Origin of the sequence: Candidatus Tisiphia endosymbiont of Ceraclea dissimilis (assembly GCF_964030735.1) — a bacterium.
In the GTDB taxonomy this organism is placed as follows: domain Bacteria; phylum Pseudomonadota; class Alphaproteobacteria; order Rickettsiales; family Rickettsiaceae; genus Tisiphia.
Window position 1 is genome coordinate 174,542 of sequence record NZ_OZ034917.1, and the last position, 26,175, is coordinate 200,716.

General features: G+C 33.8%; 23 protein-coding genes and 3 tRNA genes. 19 read left to right on the top strand and 7 right to left on the bottom strand.

The features are described from left to right. Window positions 1-80: 80 nt before the first annotated feature. Genes ACQH1V_RS00765 through petA form a run of 3 tightly spaced genes read right to left on the bottom strand, consistent with a single transcriptional unit; the run spans window position 81 to window position 2,596 of the window. Window positions 81-854, bottom strand: coding sequence for a cytochrome c1 (locus ACQH1V_RS00765; RefSeq protein ID WP_425360497.1), 774 nt, complete (start codon window positions 852-854; stop codon window positions 81-83). After that, complete coding sequence (locus ACQH1V_RS00770; protein WP_341759693.1) at window positions 851-2,062, bottom strand: cytochrome b; 1,212 nt, start codon at window positions 2,060-2,062, stop codon at window positions 851-853. The genes ACQH1V_RS00765 and ACQH1V_RS00770 overlap by 4 nt, the downstream gene beginning before the upstream one ends. Before the next feature lie 6 nt (window positions 2,063-2,068). After that, on the bottom strand, window positions 2,069-2,596 hold the full coding sequence (petA, locus tag ACQH1V_RS00775; protein WP_094649207.1) for a ubiquinol-cytochrome c reductase iron-sulfur subunit: 528 nt from the start codon (window positions 2,594-2,596) through the stop codon (window positions 2,069-2,071). 401 nt (window positions 2,597-2,997) lie between these two features. On the opposite strand from petA, the gene ACQH1V_RS00780 reads away from it, so the two are divergent. After that, entirely contained in the window at window positions 2,998-3,453 is a 456-nt protein-coding gene (locus tag ACQH1V_RS00780; protein ID WP_425360498.1) for a hypothetical protein, read from the top strand. Window positions 3,454-3,541: 88 nt separating this feature from the next. Here ACQH1V_RS00780 and ACQH1V_RS00785 read toward each other — a convergent pair whose 3' ends face one another. From ACQH1V_RS00785 to gyrB, 4 genes are all read right to left on the bottom strand, one after another. Continuing rightward, a complete protein-coding gene (locus ACQH1V_RS00785) occupies window positions 3,542-4,483 on the bottom strand; it encodes a site-specific tyrosine recombinase XerD (RefSeq protein ID WP_094649209.1) in 942 nt (313 codons plus the stop codon). Window positions 4,484-4,502: 19 nt separating this feature from the next. Then, window positions 4,503-4,577: transfer RNA gene (locus ACQH1V_RS00790), tRNA-Cys, on the bottom strand. 139 nt (window positions 4,578-4,716) lie between these two features. Continuing rightward, window positions 4,717-6,564, bottom strand: a complete 1,848-nt coding sequence (locus ACQH1V_RS00795) for an AAA family ATPase (protein WP_425360499.1) — start codon at window positions 6,562-6,564, stop codon at window positions 4,717-4,719. A 162-nt stretch (window positions 6,565-6,726) separates the two neighbouring features. Then, complete coding sequence (gyrB, locus tag ACQH1V_RS00800) at window positions 6,727-9,156, bottom strand: DNA topoisomerase (ATP-hydrolyzing) subunit B (RefSeq protein WP_425360500.1); 2,430 nt, start codon at window positions 9,154-9,156, stop codon at window positions 6,727-6,729. Between the two features lie 868 nt (window positions 9,157-10,024). Here gyrB and ACQH1V_RS00805 point away from each other — a divergent pair. The 18 genes from ACQH1V_RS00805 to ACQH1V_RS00890 all read left to right on the top strand — a co-directional run bounded on the left by ACQH1V_RS00805 (window position 10,025) and on the right by ACQH1V_RS00890 (window position 26,090). Beyond that, window positions 10,025-11,407 carry a cytochrome ubiquinol oxidase subunit I gene (locus tag ACQH1V_RS00805; protein ID WP_425360501.1) on the top strand — a complete coding sequence of 461 codons (1,383 nt, stop codon included), beginning with the start codon at window positions 10,025-10,027 and terminating at the stop codon, window positions 11,405-11,407. 140 nt (window positions 11,408-11,547) lie between these two features. Beyond that, window positions 11,548-12,135, top strand: a complete 588-nt coding sequence (locus tag ACQH1V_RS00810; RefSeq protein ID WP_341749096.1) for a PD-(D/E)XK nuclease family protein — start codon at window positions 11,548-11,550, stop codon at window positions 12,133-12,135. A gap of 361 nt (window positions 12,136-12,496) precedes the next feature. Next, window positions 12,497-12,581 (top strand) — tRNA-Leu (locus ACQH1V_RS00815). A 126-nt stretch (window positions 12,582-12,707) separates the two neighbouring features. Further along, window positions 12,708-14,078 (top strand): magnesium transporter, encoded by a 1,371-nt coding sequence (gene mgtE / locus ACQH1V_RS00820; protein ID WP_094648649.1) that lies wholly within the window; start codon window positions 12,708-12,710, stop codon window positions 14,076-14,078. A gap of 88 nt (window positions 14,079-14,166) precedes the next feature. Then, on the top strand, window positions 14,167-14,898 hold the full coding sequence (locus ACQH1V_RS00825) for an ABC transporter substrate-binding protein (RefSeq protein WP_094648650.1): 732 nt from the start codon (window positions 14,167-14,169) through the stop codon (window positions 14,896-14,898). After that, window positions 14,886-15,368 carry a flavin reductase family protein gene (locus ACQH1V_RS00830; RefSeq protein WP_375330185.1) on the top strand — a complete coding sequence of 161 codons (483 nt, stop codon included), beginning with the start codon at window positions 14,886-14,888 and terminating at the stop codon, window positions 15,366-15,368. The genes ACQH1V_RS00825 and ACQH1V_RS00830 overlap by 13 nt, the downstream gene beginning before the upstream one ends. After that, window positions 15,365-16,111 (top strand): 4-hydroxy-tetrahydrodipicolinate reductase, encoded by a 747-nt coding sequence (dapB, locus tag ACQH1V_RS00835; protein WP_425360502.1) that lies wholly within the window; start codon window positions 15,365-15,367, stop codon window positions 16,109-16,111. The genes ACQH1V_RS00830 and dapB overlap by 4 nt, the downstream gene beginning before the upstream one ends. A gap of 101 nt (window positions 16,112-16,212) precedes the next feature. Further along, window positions 16,213-16,506, top strand: a complete 294-nt coding sequence (gene rpmB / locus ACQH1V_RS00840) for a 50S ribosomal protein L28 (protein WP_341759675.1) — start codon at window positions 16,213-16,215, stop codon at window positions 16,504-16,506. Then, entirely contained in the window at window positions 16,503-16,730 is a 228-nt protein-coding gene (gene rpmE / locus ACQH1V_RS00845) for a 50S ribosomal protein L31 (RefSeq protein ID WP_425360503.1), read from the top strand. The genes rpmB and rpmE overlap by 4 nt, the downstream gene beginning before the upstream one ends. A gap of 324 nt (window positions 16,731-17,054) precedes the next feature. Further along, window positions 17,055-17,131, top strand: a tRNA-Met gene (locus ACQH1V_RS00850). A gap of 876 nt (window positions 17,132-18,007) precedes the next feature. After that, window positions 18,008-20,005: an acetyl-CoA carboxylase biotin carboxylase subunit gene (locus ACQH1V_RS00855; RefSeq protein ID WP_425360504.1), complete on the top strand. Its 1,998-nt coding sequence runs from the start codon at window positions 18,008-18,010 to the stop codon at window positions 20,003-20,005. A 7-nt stretch (window positions 20,006-20,012) separates the two neighbouring features. After that, window positions 20,013-21,842 carry an ATP-binding protein gene (locus ACQH1V_RS00860; RefSeq protein ID WP_425360505.1) on the top strand — a complete coding sequence of 610 codons (1,830 nt, stop codon included), beginning with the start codon at window positions 20,013-20,015 and terminating at the stop codon, window positions 21,840-21,842. A gap of 124 nt (window positions 21,843-21,966) precedes the next feature. After that, entirely contained in the window at window positions 21,967-22,254 is a 288-nt protein-coding gene (locus ACQH1V_RS00865) for a nucleotidyltransferase domain-containing protein (RefSeq protein WP_239832523.1), read from the top strand. Continuing rightward, window positions 22,241-22,636: an HI0074 family nucleotidyltransferase substrate-binding subunit gene (locus ACQH1V_RS00870; RefSeq protein WP_425360506.1), complete on the top strand. Its 396-nt coding sequence runs from the start codon at window positions 22,241-22,243 to the stop codon at window positions 22,634-22,636. The genes ACQH1V_RS00865 and ACQH1V_RS00870 overlap by 14 nt, the downstream gene beginning before the upstream one ends. A gap of 361 nt (window positions 22,637-22,997) precedes the next feature. Further along, entirely contained in the window at window positions 22,998-23,201 is a 204-nt protein-coding gene (gene rpmI / locus ACQH1V_RS00875; protein ID WP_094648668.1) for a 50S ribosomal protein L35, read from the top strand. Window positions 23,202-23,228: 27 nt separating this feature from the next. Then, window positions 23,229-23,582 (top strand): 50S ribosomal protein L20, encoded by a 354-nt coding sequence (rplT, locus tag ACQH1V_RS00880; protein WP_094648657.1) that lies wholly within the window; start codon window positions 23,229-23,231, stop codon window positions 23,580-23,582. Between the two features lie 72 nt (window positions 23,583-23,654). Continuing rightward, window positions 23,655-24,458, top strand: a complete 804-nt coding sequence (locus ACQH1V_RS00885) for a phosphotransferase enzyme family protein (protein WP_425360507.1) — start codon at window positions 23,655-23,657, stop codon at window positions 24,456-24,458. Window positions 24,459-24,476: 18 nt separating this feature from the next. Continuing rightward, a complete protein-coding gene (locus tag ACQH1V_RS00890; protein ID WP_425360508.1) occupies window positions 24,477-26,090 on the top strand; it encodes a glycosyltransferase family 8 protein in 1,614 nt (537 codons plus the stop codon). The last annotated feature ends 85 nt before the right edge of the window (window positions 26,091-26,175 follow it).

The following is a 26,175-nucleotide window of genomic DNA, read 5'->3' on the forward strand; positions in this document are numbered from 1 at the left end:
ATTGATATCTATAAGTTGTAATTAGAACAATATTACTGTCATTTACATTTTGAATTTATAATTGCTGGTTTGTAATTAAGTTACTTGACATTTTGCCAAATTCTATTTTTAGAAATATAAAAGAAAATTGTAAAAATTACTAAAAATATCATTACCTTCAAACCCATAGATTTACGGTTTTCCATTTCAGGTTCAGCAGCCCATTGTAAAAATACGGTAACATCCATAGCCATTTGTTCTACCGATGAATTTGTTCCGTCTATATATTGTACTTGTCCATCTGTTAGTGGAGCTGGCATGGCAATTTGACTATGCGGAAAGTATGGATTGTAACTTAATCCTGGCATTAATTTAAAATTCTCAGGAGGATTAGTATAACCAGTAAGTATAGAATATACATAATTTGCCCCATCAGGTCTTGCTTTAATGATCAATGATAAATCAGGTGGGTCTGCCCCGTTATTGGCTGCTCTTGCTGCTTGTTCGTTAGGATAGGGGCGAACAAATGGATCAGATGGTAGAGCTGGTCTTTCAAACATTTCTCCTGCATCATTGGGGCCATCTTGCACCGTATAATTTTTGGCTATTTCTTTAATTTCTTCATCTGAAAATCCTATATCTTTAAGATTACGATAATATAAATTATAAAGACCATGACACACACTACATACTTCTTTATAGACTTGAAAGCCACGTTGGGCAGCTTTTCTATCAACGCTAGCAAAAATTCCGTCAAATGACCAAGCAATCTTTTTTGTAGGTAATGCTTCGTTGGCAGTGATAGTATTGGATACTAACAAAATTAACAAACACAGGTAAAATTTGATATAAGAGGTAATTTTATTATCTTTCATATAGAATCCGGTAATGGCAAAGTTTTCTCATACTTGCTAATTAGTGGTACTGCAACGAAAAAATGAAAGAAATAGTAAGTAGCAGCAAATCTACTTAAGGTAATATAAGGGTCTTCGGCTGGTTTTCCTCCAAGATATCCAAGTACCAAACAATCAGCTATGAACAGCCAAAAAGCTATACGGAACATTGGTCGATAATTGGCACTTCTAACTTTTGAGCTATCAAGCCAAGGTAAAATAAATAATAACAAAATACTAGAAAACATTAATATTACCCCACCTAGCTTTGACGGTACTGCCCGTAAAATAGCATAAAATGGCAAAAAATACCATTCTGGAACTATATGAGTTGGCGTAACCAAAGGATTAGCTGGTACGTAATTGTCAGGATGTCCTAAATAATTTGGTTTGAAAAAGACAAAAAAAGCAAATATTAGAAAATAAACACCAAATCCAACAAAATCTTTTACAGTATAATATGGATGGAAAGGAATAGTATCTTTAGGGGATTTAACATCGATACCCTTGGGGTTATTTGAACCATGAACATGTAGGGCTACTAAATGAAGTAAGACTAAAGCTACTATAATAAAAGGCAATAAATAATGTAAAGCAAAGAATCTGTTAAGTGTAGGGTTATCAACTGAAAAACCTCCCCAAAGCCAGGTAACTATCGATTTGCCAATGACAGGTATAGCTGAAAATAAATTGGTGATTACAGTTGCTCCCCAGTAGCTCATTTGTCCCCAAGGCAGCACATATCCCATAAAGGCAGTAGCCATCATGATAAGAAAAATTATTATGCCTATATGCCATAATAACTCTCTAGGTTTTTTGTACGAGCCATAATATAACCCTCTACAGATATGTAAATAAACGACAACAAAAAACATTGATGCCCCAACTGAGTGTATATAACGTATTAGCCAGCCATAATTGACGTTACGCATAATTTTTTCAACACTCTCGAAGGCGTAATCGACGTGAGGGGTATAATGCATAGCCAAAATAATGCCAGTGATTATCTGAATTACTAAGGCAATACCAGCTATTGACCCTAAGTTCCATAGGTAACTCAAATTTTTGGGTGTTCGGTATTCGCCTAGATGTTTAAAGAACGAGAAAATAGGGAGTCGGTAGTCGATCCATTCTATGATCGGATTGGATTTGTTTGGATTGGATTCTTCAGGATAATTACTTTCATTCATAAATAATTATCCGATTTTAATTTTTGTATCGGAAATAAATTCATATGGTGGAACAGCCAAATTTAAAGGAGCTGGTCCTTTGCGTACTCGACCAGATGAATCATACTGAGAGCCATGGCATGGGCAAAACCAACCGTCATAATCGCCTTGGTTTGCAAGTGGTACGCAACCCAAATGGGTGCAAATGCCTATAGTCACCAACCATTTATCATGCCCAGATTTAACTCTATCTTGGTCAAGCTCAGGATCCATTAGCTCGGCGAGATTTACATTTCTTGCTTCAGCGATTTTTTCTGGAGTTCTATTAGTAATAAAAACCGGCTTGCCTTGCCATTTAACAGTAACAGTTTGCCCTGGTTGGATATGAGATAAATCCACTTCTATTGAAGATAGGGCAAGAACATCTGCTGAAGGGTTAAATGAACTAACAAGAGGATAGGTAGCACATGCTGCTCCAACCACAACCATACTGCTAGCAGTTAAGGTTATAAAATCTCTACGAGTTGCCTTATCATAACAATTAGTATTTGACATAAACTGATCAGTATAATTTATAGATATCTACGTAATATGTTACTATAAAAGTAATAAAATATCAAGCATCTCTTCAGCAATTTAATATAAGAATACTTGACACTCCCAAAAAAACAAATATAGTACCGTTTGTTACGATTAGCTAATTTTTGTTAACTAATTACTAAAATCTCAACAAATAATTAAAGGAATTATTTATGCTCTTCCTAAGATCACTGGTATTACCTTAAGATTTAGTACAAGTTTTAGAGTTTCCACAAAATTATTCTTTCTTAGAAGTTCATGCCGCACTTTCTGACCCGAGGAATATATTAAAAAATGATTATTTAAATAAAGCCACAAATCCTGATGTACCTGCAACGTATAATGATAAAGTAAAATTCCTACTAGGTGCATTGCATATGAAAGGACTAGGAGCAAAAGGAGATGAGTTACACCATATCTCAAATATTACTAAAATTTTAGCAAATGGGTTTAATCCAGAAGACTTACCAGAGTTATATATGGACGTAATCCAAAAAGCAAATGACGAGGAAAGAGAGTTGATTTTTAAGCAATGTAAAGATACTACTCATGCTGCTTCAATTTTTGTGCTACTCTATCCAGAGTTTAACACCCCTGAAATAGTAACGCTCTATCCAGATGTTAATGACGCCCCTGAAAATGCCTGTTCAGCCATTGCTGGTGCTGATACCCCACCAATAAGTGCAGAAGATAAATTAAATGAAGATGAAAAATGGCAAATTTGGAATAGTTTTGTAGATAATGAGAACGATAAGGAAGAACTTTTTCAACAGCTCTTCCCGGAAGATGTAAAACCTTCTGGCGATGTATCAAATGCATCTGCATGTATATGATTATTAACCTTATAGCTAAACCTGTATACTGCCTCCTAGACAAATGGGAGCAGTATACTTAGTTATAAAAATTTTGGAAATATATAAGTCATTTGATTATAGCTGATTTTAGCGGATGGCGATCTAAGGCAAGTTTTAAATGCTTTGTTTGGATATGGGTATATATTTGGGTAGTGCTAATATCAGCATGTCCAAGCAGTTCTTGAATCACCCTAAGATCCGCACCACCTTCTAGCAAATGGCTAGCAAAACTGTGACGTAAAGTGTGAGGTGAGATATTATCTGGATTTAACCCAGCCTTAATAGCTGCTTGTTTTAACAGAATTGCAAAATTCTGTCTAGTCATATGACCACTAGCGGCAGAAGAGCAAAATAAGTAAATTTGACTTTTTAAATGTTTTTTGCTGATAAAGTTACTGCGAATAGTTAAATAATCTAGCAAACTGAGGGCAGCCTGTTCATTAATGATCACCATTCTTTCTTTATTGCCCTTACCAGTTATAGAAAATATCTTTTTAATATTTTGCGACATTTTATCTTGCAACATTTGATTTGCTAAAATATCAGTTAGCTTGATACTGACAAGCTCAGAAACGCGTAATCCACTTGCATACAATAAATGAATCATTGCTTTTAGGCGTATGGAATCAGTATCTTTATCTTGTTCGCAATATAAAAGTAAAGTTTTGATTTGATCAATCGATAATGTAGCAGGAAGTTTAGTTTGGTATTTTGGTAAATCTACCATCAAAGTAGGGTTATAATTGGTATGTTTTTCACTAATTAAAAATTCATAATAGTTTTTTATAGTTGATATCTTCCGATTGATCGATCTTGCTTGCAAGCCATTTTCTGCTAAATATTCTACCCAATCTCTAATATTTTCAGCTTTAATATTTAGTTCTGATAATTTATTTTGTAATAAAAATTTTTGAAAATCTAACAGATCACATTGGTAGCTAAGCTTCGAATTATTAGCTACTCCACGCTCAGCTATCATCATTTCTAGGAATTGCTCAATAAACCCCATCATATTAGTATATTTTTTGTGGAGGCCAGGGTCGGAATCGAACCGACGCATTGAGGATTTGCAGTCCACGGCATTACCACTTTGCTACCTAGCCCAAAGATTGTAAATACTATAGTCAATTGATGAGAAATTGGTAACGTCGTCACTCGCCTATTACTTATAGGCATCGCTCCATCGTTTCTAGCCCCAAATTCTCCTGAATTGACTATAATCAATATTAGAGGAAAAGGCAATTAAATTTTATCAATCTGATATTCTAGAGCCACTTCTTTACCGCAAAAAGCCATAGCAATTTTGATAATTTTCTGAACATGGGAGTACTCTTTTATTTTAGCCTCATATTTTTTTCTCACGATTTGATCTAACCCTTCTTTGGCAACAGATTCTAAAATATCAGGAGATTTACATATTTTATATTCAATAATAATAGCATTGTCACCTTTACCTATCTTGGGTAGTAGCACAATGTCCGCCCTACCGCTACCGGTTTCTCTTTCACTGTCTATTATATAGCCAAGAGATAACGTGTTAATTAAACCTAGCATAAAGCCACTATAAAATAGCTCGGCTTTTTTTTCGCCAGTTTGATGAAAACTAGTAGCATTTAGTAATAATTCTTGCAGCCTTTCTTTAAATTCTTCTATTTTACCTGCCGGCAGCAAACTAGCAAATGAATAATATAAAGAACTATCCATTTGTAACTTGTTGCTCACCCACTGCAATAATCTTGCATTATATATGTGTTTTACCTCTTTATTAGGAGCGGATAATTGATAAATATCCTCTTCTGACTCGATTACCATTGGGCTTAAATAACCACTAAATAGTAATAGACTAAATAGCCCTGACCGTGTGTTAATATCACTGAAACTAATTTGTCTGGTAATAGGGGAGATAATATTTTTGCCACTAGCGAGTAGCTGAATATCTTGTTGCATTCCATCTGACAATAATGCTTTATCAACAAGAGCCGTCCCCCCACTATCAAGCCAATAATGATCAAGCTTGCCTTTATGAGCCAAACATTGCATAATCGACCATGGATTATAAATGATCTCCCCACCAAAACTATAGCCATTATACCAAGCTTTAATTTTTTCAGGATTAGTTGCTGTTGGTACTTTGGTTAATAACTCATCAACTTCTGCTTGAGTAAAACCATAGAACTTAGAATATTTTTCATCAAGCAAGCTATATTCACTAACATTATTCAAATCCGAAAATAAATTAGCTTTAGCAACCCGTAATATGCCAGTTATTACGCCTTTTTCTAAATAAGGATTAGTTTTTAAACTACTGCCAAACATCCCGCGGAATATTTTTAGTACATCATCAAATTCTTTTAATTTATCACCAAATTCAATATACGAACTATTGATCGGTGTGTCATATTCATCGATCAATATATAAACTTTTTGACCAAAATGTTTGTACAATACTTCACTCAAAACCCGTAAACTATCTTTTAAGTCTTCCTTATCAAGCTTTCCTGTAAAATATCGATTTAACTTTTCCTTTTGTGCCTCATCTAGTAAATTTTCATCTGTTGTTATATAACGCTTTAAATATCGATGGTTTGCAAATAAATTAGTTACTTGATTTTTTATTCCATTCTCAATTTCCTGGTAGTTACTGCCTTTAACATCTTTAAGATTGAGCAAAATCACCGGAAATTGACCTTGTTGAATCATGGCATATTCATTACCGTTAATCTTTAAAGGCTCTAAAGTTCTTTTTCCCTTAATGCCTAAATCGATTTCTCCACCGGTAAATAGCTTGTTATTTACTCTATCTTCTATAGGTAAAGGAACGCCATTTTGATCCACCTCTATCTCAAAAAATTTCTGGAGCATGTTCATATTCAAGCTCTTACCCCAACGCCTTGGTCTAGTGATCAGGATTACTTCTCCACTATCTTCCAATAATTCTTTGATCATTAGGCTTTTATCAACAAATACATCACTATTTAGCAATAACGTCTCAAAATTATCGGTACCTATCCTCATTCTCGGTGGTTTATTGTTATCTTTAACAATATTAGTTTCTTTGGTTGATATATTATCGAAAAATTCTACTGTCATATTAGAAATATATTATAAACTTTATTAAGTAAATAATAGCACAAACAAGCTAGCCTAGCTAGTAGATTACAGAAAATAAATTACATCGCATGCAGGGTTTTTAAATTGTTGCACATTAATTTAAACTATAATAGTGAACCAATTCAGGAGAAGATTTAAATTTTAAACATCTAAATTAATTACATTCAAGGCATTTGCTTGAATAAATTGTCTTCTAGGTTCAACAATATCTCCCATTAATGTTGAAAAAATTACTTCAGCACTATCTTGTTCATGTACTTTAACTTGCAATAAAGTTCTTCTTTGAGGGTCTAATGTTGTCTCTCCTAACTGATCAGAATTCATTTCTCCAAGACCTTTGAAACGCTGAATAGCTATACCTTTTTTTCCGCTTTCCAATATATAATTCATCAGCATACTAGGCAGTGTAATAATATGTTCCTGGTTTTTAATTAATAACTTTGTTGGCTCAATAAATAAATCTGCAAGCGGAGTAAATGATTTGGCTAGCTGAATAAATTCAAAAGATTCAAGCTGTTCTTTTGATAAAATTTTACTTTCTTTTTGTCCCCGAACAAAGCGGAAAAATTCTATTTTATTGGTGCTAACTACAAATTGCCAATCTGTTTTATCAGGTGATATATCACCAAGATTTAAAATATTCAAAGCCTGGTTTATTTCATTTGTCTTATCTGCCGCAAATATTTGATTACCTAACAAGTCTTTGATAGCTAAACATTCTGCAATTTGTCGATTAAATTTTTTGCCAACTTGATCAAGTAATGTAACGAACCGGATAGCTTTCTTGATTATCTCCTCAAGATCAGAACCACTGATCTCTCGTCCATTATACAACATAATTGTTGCATCACTAATAGTATTTTTTACTAAATAATCTTGCAAAGCTTGTTCATTTTTCAAATAAAAATCGTTATTGCCTTTTTTTACCTTATATAAAGGCGGCTGAGCTATATATAAATATCCTTTATCAATTAATTGCCGCATATGTCGGTAGAAGAAAGTAAGCAATAAAGTTCTGATATGCGAACCATCAACATCAGCGTCAGTCATAATAATTATTTTATGATATCTTAGTTTATCCAAAGAAAAATCTTCATTACCAATAGCTGTCCCAAGAGCTGTTATTAACGTTCCTACTTGCTCAGAATTTAACATTTTATCAAATCTAGCTCTTTCAACATTCAGGATTTTACCTCGTAATGGTAAAATTGCTTGGAACTTTCTGTCTCTACCCTGCTTTGCTGTACCGCCAGCCGAATCTCCTTCAACAATAAACAACTCCGAAAGAGCCGGGTCTTTTTCTTGACAATCAGCAAGTTTTCCAGGCAAGTTTGAAATTTCCAGGGCTGATTTTCGACGAGTTAATTCCCTTGCTCTTTTGGCTGCTTCTCTAGCAGTTGCCGCTTCAATAATTTTATTAATAATTATTTTTGCGTCACTAGGATGCTCTTCAAACCATTCTAAAATCTTAGTATATACAGCATTTTCTACGATAGGACGGACTTCAGAACTAACTAATTTATCTTTAGTTTGTGATGAAAATTTTGGGTCAGGTACTTTTACTGATAAAATACATGACAATCCTTCTCTAGTGTCATCCCCTGTGAAGTTTACTTTACTTTTTTTATTGAGTCCAATATTCTCGGTATAAGTTGTGATAACTCTGGTAAGAGCTGCTTTAAAGGCAATAAGATGCGTACCACCATCACGTTGTCTTATATTATTAGTAAAACATAAAATATTTTCATGATATGAATCATTCCAATTCATTGCCAATTCAAAAGTAATCCCTGTTGCCTGATTATTAGTATTGAGTGATATACATTTATGTAATGAAGTCTTGGCTTTGTCTATATATTTGACATAAGCTTCTACACCACCAGTAAAGCAAAATTCTACTTCTTGCTGTTCAGCAAAACGGTGATCCTTTAATAATATCCTAACCCCAGAATTTAAAAATGCTAATTCTCTAAGTCTATGCTCTACAGTAGCAAAATTAAACTCTATCATGCTAAAAGTGGTAATAGATGGGAAAAAAGTAATCTCTGTACCGCTTTTTTCTACTGACTCCCCTTTTAGTGTGAGTGATGTTTCAGTAGCTCCATCTCTAAATTTTATAAAATATTCCTTATTATCTCGCCAAATTCTAAGCTCTAACCACTCTGATAGGGCATTTACCACAGATACACCAACACCATGCAACCCACCAGATATTTTATAAGAGTTTTGGTCAAACTTACCTCCAGCATGCAATTGGGTCATAATAACCTCAGCTGCTGATATACCTTCTTCTTCGTGGATATCAACAGGTATCCCACGTCCATTATCACGCACTGTTACAGAGCCGTTGGCATTTAGGATTACTTTAATTAGATCACAGTGACCAGCTAAGGCTTCATCGATGGCATTATCAACAACCTCGTAAATCATATGATGTAATCCTGAACCATCGTCAGTATCACCAATATACATACCAGGTCTTTTCTTAACTGCTTCAAGACCTTTTAAAACTTTGATGGAGTCAGCCCCATATTCTAATTCTGCTATTGATTTTTGTTGATTATTTGACATATCCTACATAAATAATAAAGATAAAAGATAACTATACAGCAAAATTACAGCAAGTGTATATTTTTCAAGTAGTTTATTAACAAATATTATTTTACTAAAAATATTTATTGTTTATTATTCAGTCTAACGTTAAATTATCTTATATAGTCAATTGATGAGAAGTTGATGACGTCGTCGCTCAATGCTCGCCTATTACTTATAGGCGTCGCTCCATCGTTCCTAGCCCAAAATTCTCTTGAATTAACTTAGAACTAACCTTATAGCATTATGCCAAATTTACAGATGTCTATTCGCGAGGGGACTCATAGATATCGATTTTTGTGTTATCCATGCTTCGGTGCGGTATCCACAACTGTTGAAAGTTAGAAGGTAAAGCGGGTTTTAGATAGGTTTTCTGCTATTAGCGAGACCACGCAAGTAGGTCGTGGCAATCCATCTTTGGTTACTTTTGTGGATTGCTTCGTCGACCTACGGTCTTTCTCGCTAATAGACGTTGACCACATACGACTTTTAAACTATCCGGTCTAAACCCGCTTCCTATTCTAACTTTCAACAGTTGTGGGGTCTAGCCCGCCTATGTGGGAATGATAGGGTAAAAACGTCATTGCGAGAAGCCACTTTAGTGGCGACAAAGCAATCCCAAAAATTATTAAAAGGATTGCTTCGGAGGCTTACGCTTCCTCGCTAATAGACAGCACAATGGGTGCTTATTCGGCACTAATTCAGGTTGATTGACTATATCTCTTGCCTAAAACTCGCTTACCTATTATTTATTGTCCTCATTTTTCAAATTATTTGAGTATACTATACAAATAGTATATGTTAGAATGAAAGATAAAAATAGCAACAAAATCAACTAATTTATAATATGGAATTTGATCCTAATCTACTATCTCGTATACAATTTGCTTTTACTGTAAGCTTCCATATAATTTTCCCGTCCTTCACAATTGGTCTTGCTAGCTGGCTGGCTGTAGTAGAAGGGTTATGGCTCAAAACTGGCAATAATATTTACCAAGAAATATATAAATTTTGGATTAAGATTTTTGCTATTACCTTTGGTATGGGGGTAGTATCCGGCGTTGTTCTATCTTACCAAATTGGTACTAATTGGTCAGGTTTCTCTGATAAGGTAGGTAATGTACTTGGACCACTTCTCGGTTTTGAAGTGCTTGCTGCCTTCTTTTTGGAATCGTCTTTTCTTGGAGTGATGTTGTTTGGTTGGAATAAAGTTAGTAAGAAAATGCATTTTGCTGCTACTTTAATCGTGGCAATTGGTACAATTATCTCTGCCTTTTGGATTCTGTCAGCTAATAGCTGGATGCAAACTCCTACTGGTTATGAAGTACGAGCCGATAATATTTTATATCCAACAAATTGGTTAGAAATTATTTTTAATCCTTCATTTCCATATCGTTTCTGTCATATGATTGTTGCATCATACTTAACTACAGCCTTTGTTATTGGTGGCGTCGCTGCTTGGTATCTTGTACAGAGAAAATTTGTTGCCCATGCTAAAATCATGTTTGGTATGGCAATGTTGATGGCAGTATTTGTTGCTCCAATACAGCTTTTTATTGGCGACCAACACGGGTTAAATACCCTAGAACATCAGCCTGCAAAAATTGCTGCTATGGAAGGTATTTGGGATACAGAAAAAGGTGCTGCCCTTAGGGTCTTTGGCTGGCCATCAGCTCAAGAAGAAACAACAAAATATACGATAGATATTCCAAAAATTGCTAGTTTAATACTGACCCATAGCTTAGATGGAGAAGTACAAGGGCTAAAAGAATGGTCAAAAGAAAATCGCCCCCCAGTATTAATAGTATTTTTATGTTTCCGAATAATGGTAGGAATCGGTATGTTGATGATAATTACTGGGGTGATTGCCGTAGTCTTATATTTACGTAAAAGATTGTTTGATACTAAATGGTTCCAATATTGGTGTATGTTGATGACGCCAACTGGCTTTGTAGCCGTGTTGTCCGGATGGTTTGTTACGGAAATTGGTAGACAACCTTATATAGTATATAATATAATCAGAACATCTGAAGCATCTTCACCAGTACTAGGGCAATATATCTTTACTTCATTAATTGCCTTTGTGATAGTTTATGTTTTTATATTTGGCAGTGCCACTTATTATATTATAGATTTAATAAAGAAAGGACCTACTATAATAACAAAAGAAGAGACATATGGTTTCCACAGTTTAGGAAATCCAATAGAGGATACTGTCTACGATAACTAATTAGTTATATTTTGAGCTATAGTTAATTGATGAGAAGTTGGGAACGTTGTTGCTCAATGCTCCTAGTCCCAAATTTTCCTGAATTGACTATAGGTCAGAATGGGTAGAAGAGACTAAAACAATGAGAGGTAGGGGCTTATATGGATAAATTCATCAGGACACCAATGCACCCATGCGAGAATGACATTAAATGGCTACCAAATCTTTTTCTTATTAAGAAAATCACCAAAGATACCAAACAAAATTATTCGGTCAATTCTCCTCTTATAGTTAATGATCATTTGGAATATGGTAGAATATTTCATAAGATTCTAGAAGATGCCGTAAAGATTAATGATTTTTCTAGTATGAACACCCACCCATTTATTGATAAATTACCAACAATGTTACAAGAGAAAATTCACAAAAATATTGACAAGTTACTGAATAATTTAGAATTTATGGCACTTATTTCTCAAGAGCTAAAAACTGAAGTACCGATAGGGATAAGTCTAAATGATGATGTTAAGATAGGAAGGATTGATTTACTTGCCATCGATAGGGGAAAGTTAACCATTATTGATTATAAATCCGATGCTAATCCACCTAAAAATTGTCAACTAGTTAAGGAGTCTTATATTGATCAATTGAATTTTTACCGACATCTAGTAGCCAAGTTGTATCCTGACAATCAAATTATTTGCAAAATTTTATGGCTAGAAGATGCCAGTTTTATGGCTATTATGTAAGACATATAGCAAAGATGGAGTTCATACCCTACAATTTTTTATTTATTTCCTTATGATGAGTAAAAAAGCTTACTGCTAAGCGTCATTGCGAGAAGTTGCTTTAGCAACGACGAAGCAATCCATAAGAATTAGTATAGATACATCAAGACTATATGGATTGCTTCGTTGTGCGGTTTACGCACTCCTTGCAATGACGCAAGTTTGTATGAATAAATACTAATCAGGTTAGCTATATATGTTGATATTAATAGAATAATTTGCTATATATAGGCAAAATCCAAACTGTAGTAAAAGTGATTGAATTAGGTACTATCCTTATTCCTAGGAGGTTGCCTGCAATAACTAAAGCAATTATATTAATGCGGTCGTGGCGAAATTGGTAGACGCGCAGCCTTGAGGGGGCTGTTCTTAACAGAGTGGAAGTTCAAGTCTTCTCGACCGCACCAATTATAGTCAATTCATAGGCGAGCGACGACATCGCCAACTTCTCATCAATTGACTATAACCCAGTTGCCATTGCCCGTCAATTGCAGAGGGCGTAAGCCGACAAAAATTTGTGCTAACGAGGAGTTATGCAGAATCTACCAAAAAATATGTTACCGATCCATCAAAACCAATTTGATGCAACATTTGAACAAATTAATAATCTCCTGAATAATGATGAGGTTGGTAAAGCCGTGAAGATTATGGCTAATCTCCATTATGCAGATCTTGCAGATTTTTTAGATAATATAAATCAGAAAACATATAAAATAATTCTTCCATTATTACAGGATACACTAAAACCTGAGACTTTAGTGCAGCTTAGTGTAAGTAGAAAACCCCTAATAATCCAAATTTTGGGTATAGAAAAAACTGTACATTTAATTAATCAACTTGCTATAGAAGACGCTGTTGAAGTTATAGAAGATCTTGATGATATAACCAAAGAAATGATCTTAGATAACCTCAAAGTAGAAAAAAGACAACAAATTATCGAAGGGTGTACTTATCCAGAAAATACTGTTGGTAGAGTAATTGAAAGACATTTTGTATCATTTCAGGAGGATTGGACAGTAGCTAGAGCTATAGATTTTATTAGAGAACAACATATAGCCCAAGATTTTCATGCTGCTATTGTGATAGATAGTAAATATCGCCCTATAGGTAGTATACTCCTAAGCACTTTACTTAAGCATAAGGGGGATGAATTAGTAAAAGAGCTTATGAACCCTGAGTTTAAAATTACCGATCTCTTTACCAACTTAAGTGAATTAAGCTTTATTTTCAAACAATATGCTTTAACAATTGTACCAGTGGTCAATAAAAGCGGTAAGCTAATAGGTACCATTTCAATAGACAATATGCTCTATATCATTGAACAGCAAACAGAAAAAGATATAATGTCACTTGGGGGCGTCCATACCCAAGATACATTCTACAATCTATTTTATACTGTAAGGCATAGATTTCTTTGGTTATTTCTCCATCTAATTACCGCCTGTATGACGTCGATAATCATTAACCAATTCAGTATGACCATTGCTAAATTTATAGCACTAGCAGCTATCATGCCTATTGTTGCTTCTATGGGAGGAAATGCTGGAACCCAAGCCATGACTGTAACAGTTAGAGCCCTTGCCAACAAAGATATTCACCATAGTAACGTACTGAAAGTAATCCTTAAGGAAGTAGTTGTATGTGGATTTAATGGTTCTATATTAGCATTAGTTGGGGCATTGTTAATCTTAGTAATGCTTTCTGATCCACAGATTAGCTTAATTTTTTCCGTAGCTGTTATCCTAACTTTCTTAATTGCTGGTCTTTTTGGTTCGGCAATACCAATTACTCTACATTATTTAAATATTGATCCCGCCACTGGTTCGGGTGTATTTCTGACCACCATAACCGATTCATTTGCATTCTTTACCTTCTTAACTTTAGCTTATACCTTTTTGGTATAGAATCATGTTATTAATTTTAAAAAGTCTGTTGTATATGAGTGCAAGAAGTGCGATAATATAGTAATAATTAAAATAGTTATTTAATTTTATGAAATTAATAAAGCTTTTCTTCCTTATTATATGTTCTTTTTTGATAGTTGGTTGTGATAACAAGCCTCAGGAAAAGAACTTAATAGTTGCGACTTCCGCAGATAATCCCCCTTACGAATTTATTCAAAATGGGCAAATAGTGGGACTTGACATTGATATTATTAATGCTATAGGAGAAAAATTAGAGAAGAAAGTTATAATTAAAAATTTTGATTTTAATGGCTTACTTGCATCCTTAGCTAGTGAAAATGTTGATATAGTAATTGCTGGATTAACAGTGACTGAAGAACGTAAGAAACACATTAGCTTTTCAGCCCCTTATGTAACAACTAACGTATCAGTATTATATAGAACAGCAGATGATTTAAAAAATGTTGGAGATTTGGATAATAAAATTGTTGGTGTGCAACTTGGTACAACATGGGCAGTGATAGTTCAGGATTTAGCCAAACAGTTTAATATTAGAACAAATTATTTGTCAAATAATTTAATGCTAGTCGAAGAATTGAAATCGAAAGTTGTAGATGTGGTAGTATTAGAGGAATCGCAATCTAAGAAATTTATTGAGAATAATCCTGATCTTGCTAGTTTTAGTTTAACAGAATTCTCATCTGAGCTTGCTATCGCTATGCCAAAAGATTCTAAACTTGTTGAAAATATTGATAAAGCTATTAGTGAATTAAAAAAAGATGGTACAATTAGTCGCATTACTAAAAAATGGCTGCAATAGTGGATTCTGAACAATTTAAACAAGCTCTTAGCACTTTGCCTACGGGTGTTACTATTATTACTACTTTATACAATAACAAGCTATTTGGTTTTACGGCAGACTCTTTTACCTCGGTTTCCTTGTTACCGCCATTGGTATTGTTTTGTATTAATAAAAAATCCTTTAGTATGAGTGCTTTTACTGGTAGTGAGTATTTTGCTGTTAGTGTTCTAGCTGAAAATCAAGAGGATATTTCTAGACATTTTTCTAAGTTTAATACTGATAAATTTGCTGGTATTTCATATAATTTAGGACAAATTACTAATTGCCCTTTGATTGAAGGAGCAGTTTGCCATATTGAGTGCAACAAATTTAGTCAATATGAAGTGGGGGATCATGTTATATTGGTTGGTAAAGTGATAAGTACTATGGTAAAAAGTAATTTAAAACCATTGGTGCATTGTTTAAGGCAATATAGAGAGTTAAAATGATTTCTATAGGTATTTGTGGTGCTACCGGTAAAATGGGGCAGATGATAATTAAAAAAATGCATGGATTAAATAGCTGTACGCTTTCTGCTACATTTTCTAGAAAAAATAGCATAAGGGATTTTGCTGAATTTTGTCAAAATTCTGAGGTGATTATTGACTTTTCTAGTAGCGAGATATTGGACAAACTGCTTGATTATGCCATTATGTACAACAACAAATTAGTTATTGGTACTACTGGTCTGACTAACTATCAACTTGATCGTTTACATGAAGTTTCCAAAAGTCTAGCAATATTTTATTCAGCTAATATGAGTTTAGGGGCAAATTTACTAGCGATGCTAGCGAAAAAGGCGGCAGAAATTCTAGATAATACTTACGATATAGAGATTTTAGATTGTCACCATCGTATGAAAAAGGATGCTCCGTCTGGTACGGCGATAATGTTAGGTAAGGCTGTGGCAAAAGTTAGAAATTTAGATTTTAATCAATGTGCGATCTTTGATCGTACTGTAAAAGGACAAAGACAGGCTGGTGAAATTGGCATTACTTCTATTAGAGGTGGGCGTTTGCATGGAGAACACGAAGTATTATTTTTAGGAGATAACCAAACCATTACTCTGAAACATCATGGGTCAAGAGAGTCCTTTGCTGATGGGGCAATTCAGGCGGCAATCTGGATATCTGATAAACCACCGGCTCTTTATTCAATGAGCGATATGTTGCCATCTCTTCAAAAGTTTTAACAATTAACAAATATTTGTATTATTTACAGCTGTAGATATTGACATAAAGCCTTAATAGTAGTATAATTATGTAATATTGATGAATAATTATAGGAGTCACGATGTCTCGTAGATGTGAGCTTAGTGGAGTTGGTGTTTTACACGGTAATAAAGTGTCGCACTCGCAAAGAAAAACTAGAAGACGCTTTGAGCCGAATCTAAGAGTGGTAAGGTTTGCAAGTGAGCTTACTGGGCAGGAATACAAGCTTTCGGTAAATGCTAAATGTCTACGTTCTGTCGAGAAGGTAGGTGGTTTTGATGAATATATGCTTAAAATATCAAGTGATATACTTTCGGACAAAGCCCAAGTGATTAAAAAAAAGATAGCTGAGAAAAAAGTTGGTGCTGTATTATGAAAGCTGGAATACATCCGAAATATAAAAAGTTCAAAATTATCATTAGTAATGATGTTTTTGAGACAAATTCCGGTGGTCATGCAGAAGAGATTTTGATGGATGTTGATTACAGGAAACATCCGGCATGGACTAAAGAATCTGGAAATATTGTTAACCAATCTAACAAAAATGTTAGTGACTTTAACAAAAAATTTGCTGGGCTTAGTTTTGGCAAGAAGGTTTAACCAAGTTTTGCTTGTTTTGGAAATTTTTTGCTAACAAGCAGGATAATCTTTAGATTTTTAGGCTGTATTTTACAGTCAATTCAGGAGAATTTGGGACTAGGAACGATGAAGCGACGCATAAGCGTTAGTTTAAGAAAACAATAATTAAAAGACCGTCATTGCGAGGAGACCGTAAGGTCAACGAAGCAATCCAAAAAAGTGATTAAAAATGGATTGCCACGCCACCTACGGTGGCTCGCTAATAGACGACTTTTCTACTTTATTTTCTTAACTATGTGGAGCGACGACGTCACCAGTTTTTTATCAATTGACTATGCATATTATCGTGGGGTGGAGCAGTCTGGTAGCTCGTCAGGCTCATAACCTGAAGGTCGTTGGTTCAAATCCAACCCCCGCAACCAACCACAACAATATTGTTGTCTTTACTAAACATTATCCACAAATATCTTATCAAAAAAGACTTAGCAATGTCTGTTATAGTTCGTACAATTTTTGTAGAGACGAGCGAAGAATAGCAAGAAGTTCCTTTTTTGAGATACTAACAATATACATATTACCCGATGATCAAGTTTTTTGAATAGCTTAAGTGTCATATCTGCTTACCTCAGTGTCACCCCTGCGAAAGCAGGGGGCTTAGATTCCCGCATACTAACATAAGCATCAGTTTAAGAAAACAATAACTGAAAAACCGTCATTGCGAGGAGACCGTAAGGTCACGAAGCAATCCAGAAAAGTGATTAAAAATAGATTACCACGCCACCTACGGTGCATAGCCCTACAATTTTTATTCTATAAGTATTAAACAGCATAAAAACGTCATTGCGAGAAGGCGTGAGCCTACGAAGCAATCCATATAGTCTTGATGTATCTATACTAATTCTCATGGATTGCTTCGTCGCTACTAAAGTAGCTCCTCGCAATGACGAGTTATAGAAGTATACGTCATTGCGAGACCACATAGTGGTCGCGGCAATCCACACATTATTGGATTGCTTCATCGGTTTACGCCTCCTCGCAATGACGCTTAGTAGTCAGCTTTTTTACTCATCATAAGGAACTAAATAAAAAATTGTAGAGTACTATGCCTACGGTGGCTCGCAATGACGACTTATAGTCAATTCAGGAGGATTTGGTGCTAGGAGCGACGAGTGACGACGTCACCAACTTCTCATCAATTGACTATATATAAAAATTAGTAAAATTTTCTTTAATTATCTATTAGTGAGGAGCAAAACATCTGTTATAATGTCTAATATTATATTTAAGCACGAGATTTTATGACCAAACCATTATTTGATAAAATTTTAATCGCCAATCGTGGTGAAATAGCTTTAAGAATAATGCGAACACTAAAAAAGATGGGTATTAAATCAGTTGCTGTATATTCTGAAGCCGATACACACTCAATGCATGTACAATATGCTGATGAGGCTTATTATATTGGTAATTCCCCTGCTACTGAGAGCTATTTGTCAATTAAAAATATTATAAATGCTATTAGAGCGAGCGGGGCTGGGGCAGTACATCCGGGATATGGGTTTCTATCGGAAAATTCCAATTTTGCGAATATTTTAAAAAGGGAAGGAGTTACCTTAATAGGTCCAAATGCTTCTGCCATTAAGAAAATGGGCGATAAAATTGAAGCAAAAAAAATCGCTTTGGAAGCCGGAGTTAGTACAGTTCCTGGTTATATTGGTACTATTAGCAATATAAATCAGGCAATAGAAATTGCAGAAGGAATAGGTTTCCCTGTTATAGTCAAGGCAACAGCTGGCGGTGGTGGGCGTGGCATGAGAGTGGTAAAAAACTCTGAAGAAATGGCTAATGCCTTTGAATCAGCTAAGCTTGAGGCAGTAAATAATTTCAGTGATGGTAGGTTATTCATTGAGAAATTAATAAAATCTCCAAGGCATATTGAAATACAATTATTAGCTGATCAGTATGGTAATAGTGTTTGCCTCGGTGAGCGAGAATGTTCAATTCAACGCTATCATCAAAAAGTGATTGAAGAAGCTCCAAGTTCTTTTATTACCGAGGAAATACGGCAGAAAATGTATAAAGAAACCATAGCTTTATCTAGTAAAGTAGGTTATTACTCTGCCGGTACAGTTGAATTTATAGTTGATTTAGATAAGAATTTTTATTTTCTTGAAATGAATACTAGACTACAAGTTGAGCATCCAGTAACTGAGCTGATAACTGGTATTGATATAGTAGAAGAGATGATAAAAATAGCGGCTGGTGAAAAATTATCATTTTCCCAAGAAGATATAAAATTAAAGGGGCATGCATTTGAATCGAGAATTTGTGCAGAAAATCCAATGCGTGGATTTTTGCCATCTAGTGGTAGAATTACTGAATATTCAGAACCGCCAAAAAATGCTAATATTCGTGTGGATACTGGTTTAGGGCTTGGAGGAGAAGTCAGTATGTTTTATGATCCAATGATTGCCAAACTTTGTACTTATGGAGAAACTAGAAAGCAAGCTATTGAAGTTATGCGTTCTGCTTTAAGTTCTTACATAATACAAGGCATTTCTCATAATATTAGTTTTTTGGAAGCGGTAATATCCCATCCTCGCTTTATAGCAGGTGATATAAATACCGCGTTTATAGAAGAAGAATATCCAGATGGTTTTTCTGGAGCAAGTTTAACTTCTGAAATTACTAAAATATTCCTCGCTACGGCCATTTTTGTTTATATTACCGAGCAAAAACGTGCCTCATTAATTTCTGGTCAAATAATCGATCAAACTAATAAAATTGGCACTCGATGGGTTGTGTCAATTGATGACAAACTATTTCCAATTTTAATTACCTCAGTAGATTACGGTTATAACATAAGACAAGAAAATGATAGAATCTACATACGCAGTAATTGGAACTTAGGTAGTAGGCTTTTTTCCTGTATTGTAAATGGTAGAAAAGCCAATATAAAAATTCAAAATATCGTAACAGGTTATATGTTATCGCATTCAGGCATTACTGTTAAAGCTTATGTCCGTTCTCCAAGGATGTCTGAACTAGAAGCGTTGATGATTACCAAAAATATCCAAGAAGAGCAAACAGAGATGCAAGCTCCGCTTGCAGGACAAATTATTGCAATTAAAGTGCAGGAAGGTAGTGAGGTAATTGTTGGTCAAGAGATTATGGTTTTAACTGCTATGAAAATGGAAAATATACTTGTTGCTGAGCGTAATGGGAAAATTGCTAAAATCCTAGTTAATGAAAAGGATCTGGTGGTTAGTGGTCAAGTATTACTAGAGTTCGTTTAGGTTGAAAATGTTGAATCACTTTTACCAAAATCTTAAAAAATATTGTGATAGCGGTAAATTAGTATTTATCCTAATAATTATAGCCGTCATATTGGCTTGCTCAACTTATTACGTGATTTCGATTGAGCCAAAGTCTCTTGGTCCAGACCCAAGTAGAGTTATAGGGCTGATATTAGTAGATCTTACTATCTTATTATTTTTAGGTATTTTATTAGCTCGTAAATTTTTACGAGATTTTGTTGATAAAGGAGATGGTGAGAAATCTTCAAAATTGCAAAATCGTATCATCATTACCTTTAGTTTGGTTGCTACAATTCCAACGATTATTGTTTCAGTATTTTCAGCATATTTTTTTAACTTTGGTATTCAGTCTTGGTTCGATAAAAAGATTTCTGCTGTACTTGATCAATCGATAATAGTAGCAGAATCTTATATCAATGAGCATAAACTGCAATTGCGAGAAACAGCGTTATCTGTTGCTTATGATTTAAGTGAAATGTATTATGACTTAATACATAATCCCATTTTATTTAATGAGACATTAAATTCTGAAGCTGAGATGCGTTCTCTTGACGAAGTTATAGTTTTACATAAGCCTACTAATACTGTTATTGCTAACACCTTTTTAAGTTTTGCAATTTCATTTGCTACTATTCCATCTCATTTAATGAAAAGAGCCGAAATAGGAGAGATTGTTGAGATAAAATCTGATCCAGCAAAGATTCGTATGCTTATAAAACTTAAAGAGCAGAATGATGTATATTTGTTGGTAGGTAGATTGATTGATGCTAAAATTACCGATCATATTAATAAAACTAATGGAGCAGCTGAAGAGTATTATCGTCTTAAAAAGCATATATCCAGTATGCAGATCAAATTCTCTATAGTATTTATTTTTATTGCTTTATTATTACTGTTAGCTGCAATAAGTTGGGGGATGATTTTTGCTATAAAAATAGTAAGCCCTATTCGAAAGTTAGTGAGTGCTGCTGAAAAAGTTAAAAATGGCGATCTAACTATCCAGGTACCAGAAGACGTTATTAATAAAGATGAAATAAGCGTTTTATCCTCAGCCTTTAATAGGATGATTAAACAAATTGATCGTCAACAAAGAGATTTAGTTATAGCTCAGCGTGCACTTGCTTGGTCTGATGTTGCCAGGAAAGTCGCACATGAGATTAAGAATCCTTTAACACCTATTCATCTTGCTTCTGAAAGATTATTGAGGAAATTCAGTAATCAAGTTGAAGATAAAGCAGAATTTAACAAATACATAAATATGATAGTACGTCACACTGAAGATATTAAGAAGATTGTCTCTGAATTTGTTAATTTTGCAAGATTACCAGCCCCAGTATTTACGGATTGTGATTTAGTAATTCTTGTAAAAAATATGGTTGAATCACGAAAATTAATTAATGACAAAATATTATATAAGTTTATTACAACTGATCAGTATATAGATTTTATTTGTGACACAACTCAAATTAATCAAATTATGGTTAATTTATTAAAAAATGCTGAAGAATCTATAGGGCTTACTAAGTTGCAAGAAGGTGTTATTACTGTTTCTATAACTAAATCTGACCATCAGATTATTATTACAGTAGATGATAATGGGGTAGGTTTCCAAGCAAATTTAATTGATAGGGTTACGGAAGCTTATATAACAACTAGATCTAAAGGAACTGGTCTAGGGCTGGCTATTATCAAAAAAATAGCACAAGATCATTGTGCAACATTAGAGTTAGCAAACAGATTAGAAGGTGGTGCCATTATCAATATAACATTTAACCTTGATGAATTAAAATTAAAGGTTAATAGACCTATTGCATAAATAAGTCGCTCACTTATGTACAGCATTATAGTCAATTGATGAGAATAGGCAAATAGTAAAACTACTCAGAATGTGGAGTCATTAGGAAAATTAAAATATATCTCGAATGGATAAATAAGTGAAAGTGCAAGACTATAAATTTTATAATGATTTAATATCACAGAATGTGGTTGAAGAAATTTGGCTATTTGGTTCTAGAGCAAGGAACGATAATCAGGATAGAGCAGATATTGATTTAGCTATAATATGCCCTAATGCTACCATTAAGGATTGGTTAAAGTTGCAAGAAATTATTGATAATGCTGATACACTTTTAAAAATAGATTGTGTAAGATTTGATGAATTGGATGATTCATCAGACTTAAAATTATCTATAATACGAGAAGGAGTGAAATTATATGAAAAATCCTAAAATAGAGTTAGGGTTCTCAAAATTAAGTAGAGCTTTAACCTCTTTAGAGGATATTGCATCTAAACCTCAGCAAGAAGATCGAAGTAACATAGACGCTAGCATTCAAAGATTTGAATTTACAATAGAATTATTTTGGAAATTATTAAGGGCGATTCTTGAGAGCAAAGGAGTAGAAGTACAATATCCTAAAGATGTTTTAAGAGAGGCTTTTAAAGGACATCTGATTGATCATGAACAAGAATGGCTAAAAATGCTTCTAGATAGAAATATCACTTCGCATACTTATGATGAGCAGCTAGCAGATAAAATTTATAATAATATTAAATCCTACATTCCCATATTAAGAAGTACATTCGATAGGCTAAATTTTCTCAATGTATAGTTAATTCAGGAAAATTGGATAGCAGGAGTGATGGAGTGACGCATAAGCGTTAGTTTAAGAAAACAATAATTGAGAAACCGTCATTGCGAGGAGACCGTAAGGTCACGAAGCAATCCAGAAAAGTGAATAGAAATGGATTGCTACGCCACCTATGGTGGCTCGCAATGACGATTTTTCTACTTTATTTTTTTAAACTGACGCCTAAGAGTGACGATGTTACCAACTTCTCCTAAATTGACTATAATATAAAAATTAACTTGCAATAATTCATAAAAAATATTATATTTCACCATATAGCAATATGGCTTTGGTATGCCTAGTTTTGCTATACAGCCTTAAAATACCAAATAAAGGAACTATAATGCCTAAATTAAAAACCAAATCAGCTGTAAAAAAACGCTTTAAACTTACCGCTACTGGTAAAGTTTGTGCCACTCAAGCTGGTAAAAAACACTTCATGAGACGTCGGACAAAAGCTCAACTTCGTAACCTTAGAGGAACAACGATTCTCTGTACTCAAGATGCAAAGAATTTAAAAAAATTCTTCCTTCCATATGGAATTTAACAATTTAACTAAGGAAATAGGTGAGATATGTCACGCGTAAAATCAGGAAAAATTTCAAAAAATCGCCATAAAAAAATTCTCAAACTTGCTAAAGGTTATAGAGGGCGGTCTAATAATTGCTTTAAGGTAGCAATTGAGAAAGTTGAAAAAGCTCTACAATATGCTTATAGGGATCGTAGAAATCGTAAACGTGATTTTAGAGGGCTTTGGATACAAAGAATTAATGCAGCAGTGCGTGAGCATGATTTAGTATATTCCCAATTTATGGGTGGGCTTAAAAAAGCTGCAATAGATATTGATCGTAAGGTGCTAGCTGAATTGGCAGTTAACAACCCGCAAGGTTTTGCAGATATAGTGGCTAAAGCTAAGGCTCAGTTGTAATAATATATTTCTTTAGACTTAGCTAAGTTCTTATATTTAGGGTAGTTTTGTCATCAAAATATCTAGGTTGTTGTGAGTACTATCCACATTAAAAAAAAATATTCGCAACACCTAAGACGTGAAGAGCAAATAGTTAATATTGGCGATTATATTTACCGTCCCGCTGGGTTCTGGACTAAACAAGTTCACAATCTTCTAGATCATATTCGTAGTGAAGGTTTTCTTTCGGCTCCCAAGCCTGTGGGATTTGATAATTCAGGACGAGAAATAGTTAGCTTTTTAAAAGGAGAGGTAAGTAACTATCCCCTCAGCAATAATGCTGCATCGATAAAAGCCCTTACATCTGCTGCTAGTCTTCTACGTAAATATCATGATGCATCACAAAATTTCTTAATTAAAGTTGTTTCCGATGAAAAATGCTGGCAGCTGCCATCTCGACACCCAAAAGAAGTAATATGTCATGGTGATTTTGCTCCTTATAATGTTGTTTTGAATGGAGAACAAGCAGTTGGAATAATTGATTTTGACACTTGTCACCCAGGGTCACGCTTATGGGATGTTGCTTATGCCCTTTACCGATGGGTTCCACTGACAAATCCCAATAATAAAGATGGATTTGGTTCTATAGATGAGCAAATTATAAGAGCATGTTTATTCTGCCAAGCTTATGGTTTAGCTGAAAAAGATAAAAATGGGATGATAGACTTGATTATCGAAAGACTACAAGTATTAGTAAGTTTTATGTTTAGTCAAGCAGCAGAAGGTAACGAAACATTTGCAGCAAATATACAAGATAACCATCATCTTCTGTATTTAGCAGATATTGAATACATTAAATCTAATCAATCCTATATTGAATATGGTCTTAGTACTTAAATAAAATTGAGAAAAATAGTGAATAAAAAATTAATATTACAAAAATATAAATATGCATTAGCTTTGTTAATAATAATATTATTTATATTAGGAGGTTATTCTTATGATAAAAGAAAAATAAAAATAAAAAAATTTTCAAATGACTTAGTGTCACTGCAAAATAATGATAATATTCAAAATGAGAAAATATCAGTTGTTGAAAGAGTAAGTGATTATGCTTACTCTCGTATTTACTCAAATTTAAGAAAAAATCGTTTTGAATTTGATATGGTGGTTAATGATCTAAACAATAGTTTTTTAACTGATGAAAGAAAAAACTACATTGAAAAGGTTTGTCTTTTCCAAATTGAAGAAGCGGTAGATAGGGTATCAATTGCCAAAGGTTACTATTGTTTATCACGTTTACAACTTTTAAAAAAGGAAAAAGCTGAATTATATAGGGGCATAAAAAACAGCAGCTATTCTTTAGATTTATTATATAAATCAGAATATGCCCTTAATTTAGCTCATATTATTATTAAAGATCATAAAGAACAAATTTTTTCTTTTATTAAAGACCTAAAAGAAGAAGATTTACTAAAATATTTTAGTGGTTATATGCAAGATGAAGTAGCTTTTCTTAATAAGCTGATAGCATTAAATATTCCTGAATTATCAGCTAAAGCTTTTTATAGGCTTAGCATGATTAATATATTAGGTCGATCTTCTGTTTTAGAGAAAGCGAACATAGACCTTAAGACAGCCGTTGCTAACTATCAACTAGCCTTGAATTTAAGCGGAATAGAGGCTAATAATGTTACTAATATTGCTCTTGTTATAAATGATAAGTATGCAGTACATGCTGCAACTACCATTGCATCAGCTTTGTTAAATTCAGACTTAGATAGCTTCTATGATTTTTATTTTATTATGGATCAGGAAGACCCTATATCTATAGAATCGCAAAAAAAACTGTCATCTATGCAGGATATAAAGCCTTACAAAATAAATTTTATAAATGTTGATAATAATTTACTGCCGATAGAATTAATAAAAAGTAAATTTAAAAATTGTGACTGGCCTCTTTTAATAAGCTATAGACCATTTTTTAGTAAAATTTTGCCGAATTTAACCTTGGTATTATCGCTGGATGCTGATTTAATAGTTTTAAAAGATTTAAGCTATTTTAAAACTATTGATATGACGGATTATTTTGTGGCAGGTAGCTATGATGCCGGTAATCCTGGTCATAACGAACTTGGGTGTAATCATGCTTTACCGTATTTTTATATAAATGCCGGTGTTATGTGGTTTAATTTAGAAAATATGAGAAATAATAAAGCGGAAGATTGTTTAATAAATTCATTAAACAATACTGTATGTTCTCTTTCAATGTTTGAACAAGATATAATAAATATAGCTTTTAACGATAGAATTAACCATATTTCACATAAATGGAATCATACCCCTAGTTATAGATCAAGCACAACCAATACAAATTATTATACAAAATTTATTTTACATTATTCAGGAACAAAACCTTGGGCTGGGGGTGTGGAAAAAGCACAGATAGAACAATTAGACGATATTTACAAAGAATATTGGCGTTATAGAGAATTAACGCCTTGGGGGACGCCATACTCACCTAAATAGTTTCCCCGTCACTAACTTTTCATGAATGACTGTAGGAGAGTAGGAAGAATTTGTTTTCTTCCATTAGACCTTGCATAACCTAATA

Excerpts from the sequence above, each read along its gene's own strand:
- ACQH1V_RS00765 (WP_425360497.1), bottom strand. The coding sequence starts at position 854 with ATGAAAGATAATAAAATTACCTCTTATATCAAATTTTACCTGTGTTTG.
- ACQH1V_RS00770 (WP_341759693.1), bottom strand. The coding sequence starts at position 2,062 with ATGAATGAAAGTAATTATCCTGAAGAATCCAATCCAAACAAATCCAAT.
- petA (WP_094649207.1), bottom strand. The coding sequence starts at position 2,596 with ATGTCAAATACTAATTGTTATGATAAGGCAACTCGTAGAGATTTTATA.
- ACQH1V_RS00780 (WP_425360498.1), top strand. The coding sequence starts at position 2,998 with ATGAAAGGACTAGGAGCAAAAGGAGATGAGTTACACCATATCTCAAAT.
- ACQH1V_RS00785 (WP_094649209.1), bottom strand. The coding sequence starts at position 4,483 with ATGGGGTTTATTGAGCAATTCCTAGAAATGATGATAGCTGAGCGTGGA.
- ACQH1V_RS00795 (WP_425360499.1), bottom strand. The coding sequence starts at position 6,564 with ATGACAGTAGAATTTTTCGATAATATATCAACCAAAGAAACTAATATT.
- gyrB (WP_425360500.1), bottom strand. The coding sequence starts at position 9,156 with ATGTCAAATAATCAACAAAAATCAATAGCAGAATTAGAATATGGGGCT.
- ACQH1V_RS00805 (WP_425360501.1), top strand. The coding sequence starts at position 10,025 with ATGGAATTTGATCCTAATCTACTATCTCGTATACAATTTGCTTTTACT.
- ACQH1V_RS00810 (WP_341749096.1), top strand. The coding sequence starts at position 11,548 with ATGGATAAATTCATCAGGACACCAATGCACCCATGCGAGAATGACATT.
- mgtE (WP_094648649.1), top strand. The coding sequence starts at position 12,708 with ATGCAGAATCTACCAAAAAATATGTTACCGATCCATCAAAACCAATTT.
- ACQH1V_RS00825 (WP_094648650.1), top strand. The coding sequence starts at position 14,167 with ATGAAATTAATAAAGCTTTTCTTCCTTATTATATGTTCTTTTTTGATA.
- ACQH1V_RS00830 (WP_375330185.1), top strand. The coding sequence starts at position 14,886 with ATGGCTGCAATAGTGGATTCTGAACAATTTAAACAAGCTCTTAGCACT.
- dapB (WP_425360502.1), top strand. The coding sequence starts at position 15,365 with ATGATTTCTATAGGTATTTGTGGTGCTACCGGTAAAATGGGGCAGATG.
- rpmB (WP_341759675.1), top strand. The coding sequence starts at position 16,213 with ATGTCTCGTAGATGTGAGCTTAGTGGAGTTGGTGTTTTACACGGTAAT.
- rpmE (WP_425360503.1), top strand. The coding sequence starts at position 16,503 with ATGAAAGCTGGAATACATCCGAAATATAAAAAGTTCAAAATTATCATT.
- ACQH1V_RS00855 (WP_425360504.1), top strand. The coding sequence starts at position 18,008 with ATGACCAAACCATTATTTGATAAAATTTTAATCGCCAATCGTGGTGAA.
- ACQH1V_RS00860 (WP_425360505.1), top strand. The coding sequence starts at position 20,013 with ATGTTGAATCACTTTTACCAAAATCTTAAAAAATATTGTGATAGCGGT.
- ACQH1V_RS00870 (WP_425360506.1), top strand. The coding sequence starts at position 22,241 with ATGAAAAATCCTAAAATAGAGTTAGGGTTCTCAAAATTAAGTAGAGCT.
- rpmI (WP_094648668.1), top strand. The coding sequence starts at position 22,998 with ATGCCTAAATTAAAAACCAAATCAGCTGTAAAAAAACGCTTTAAACTT.
- rplT (WP_094648657.1), top strand. The coding sequence starts at position 23,229 with ATGTCACGCGTAAAATCAGGAAAAATTTCAAAAAATCGCCATAAAAAA.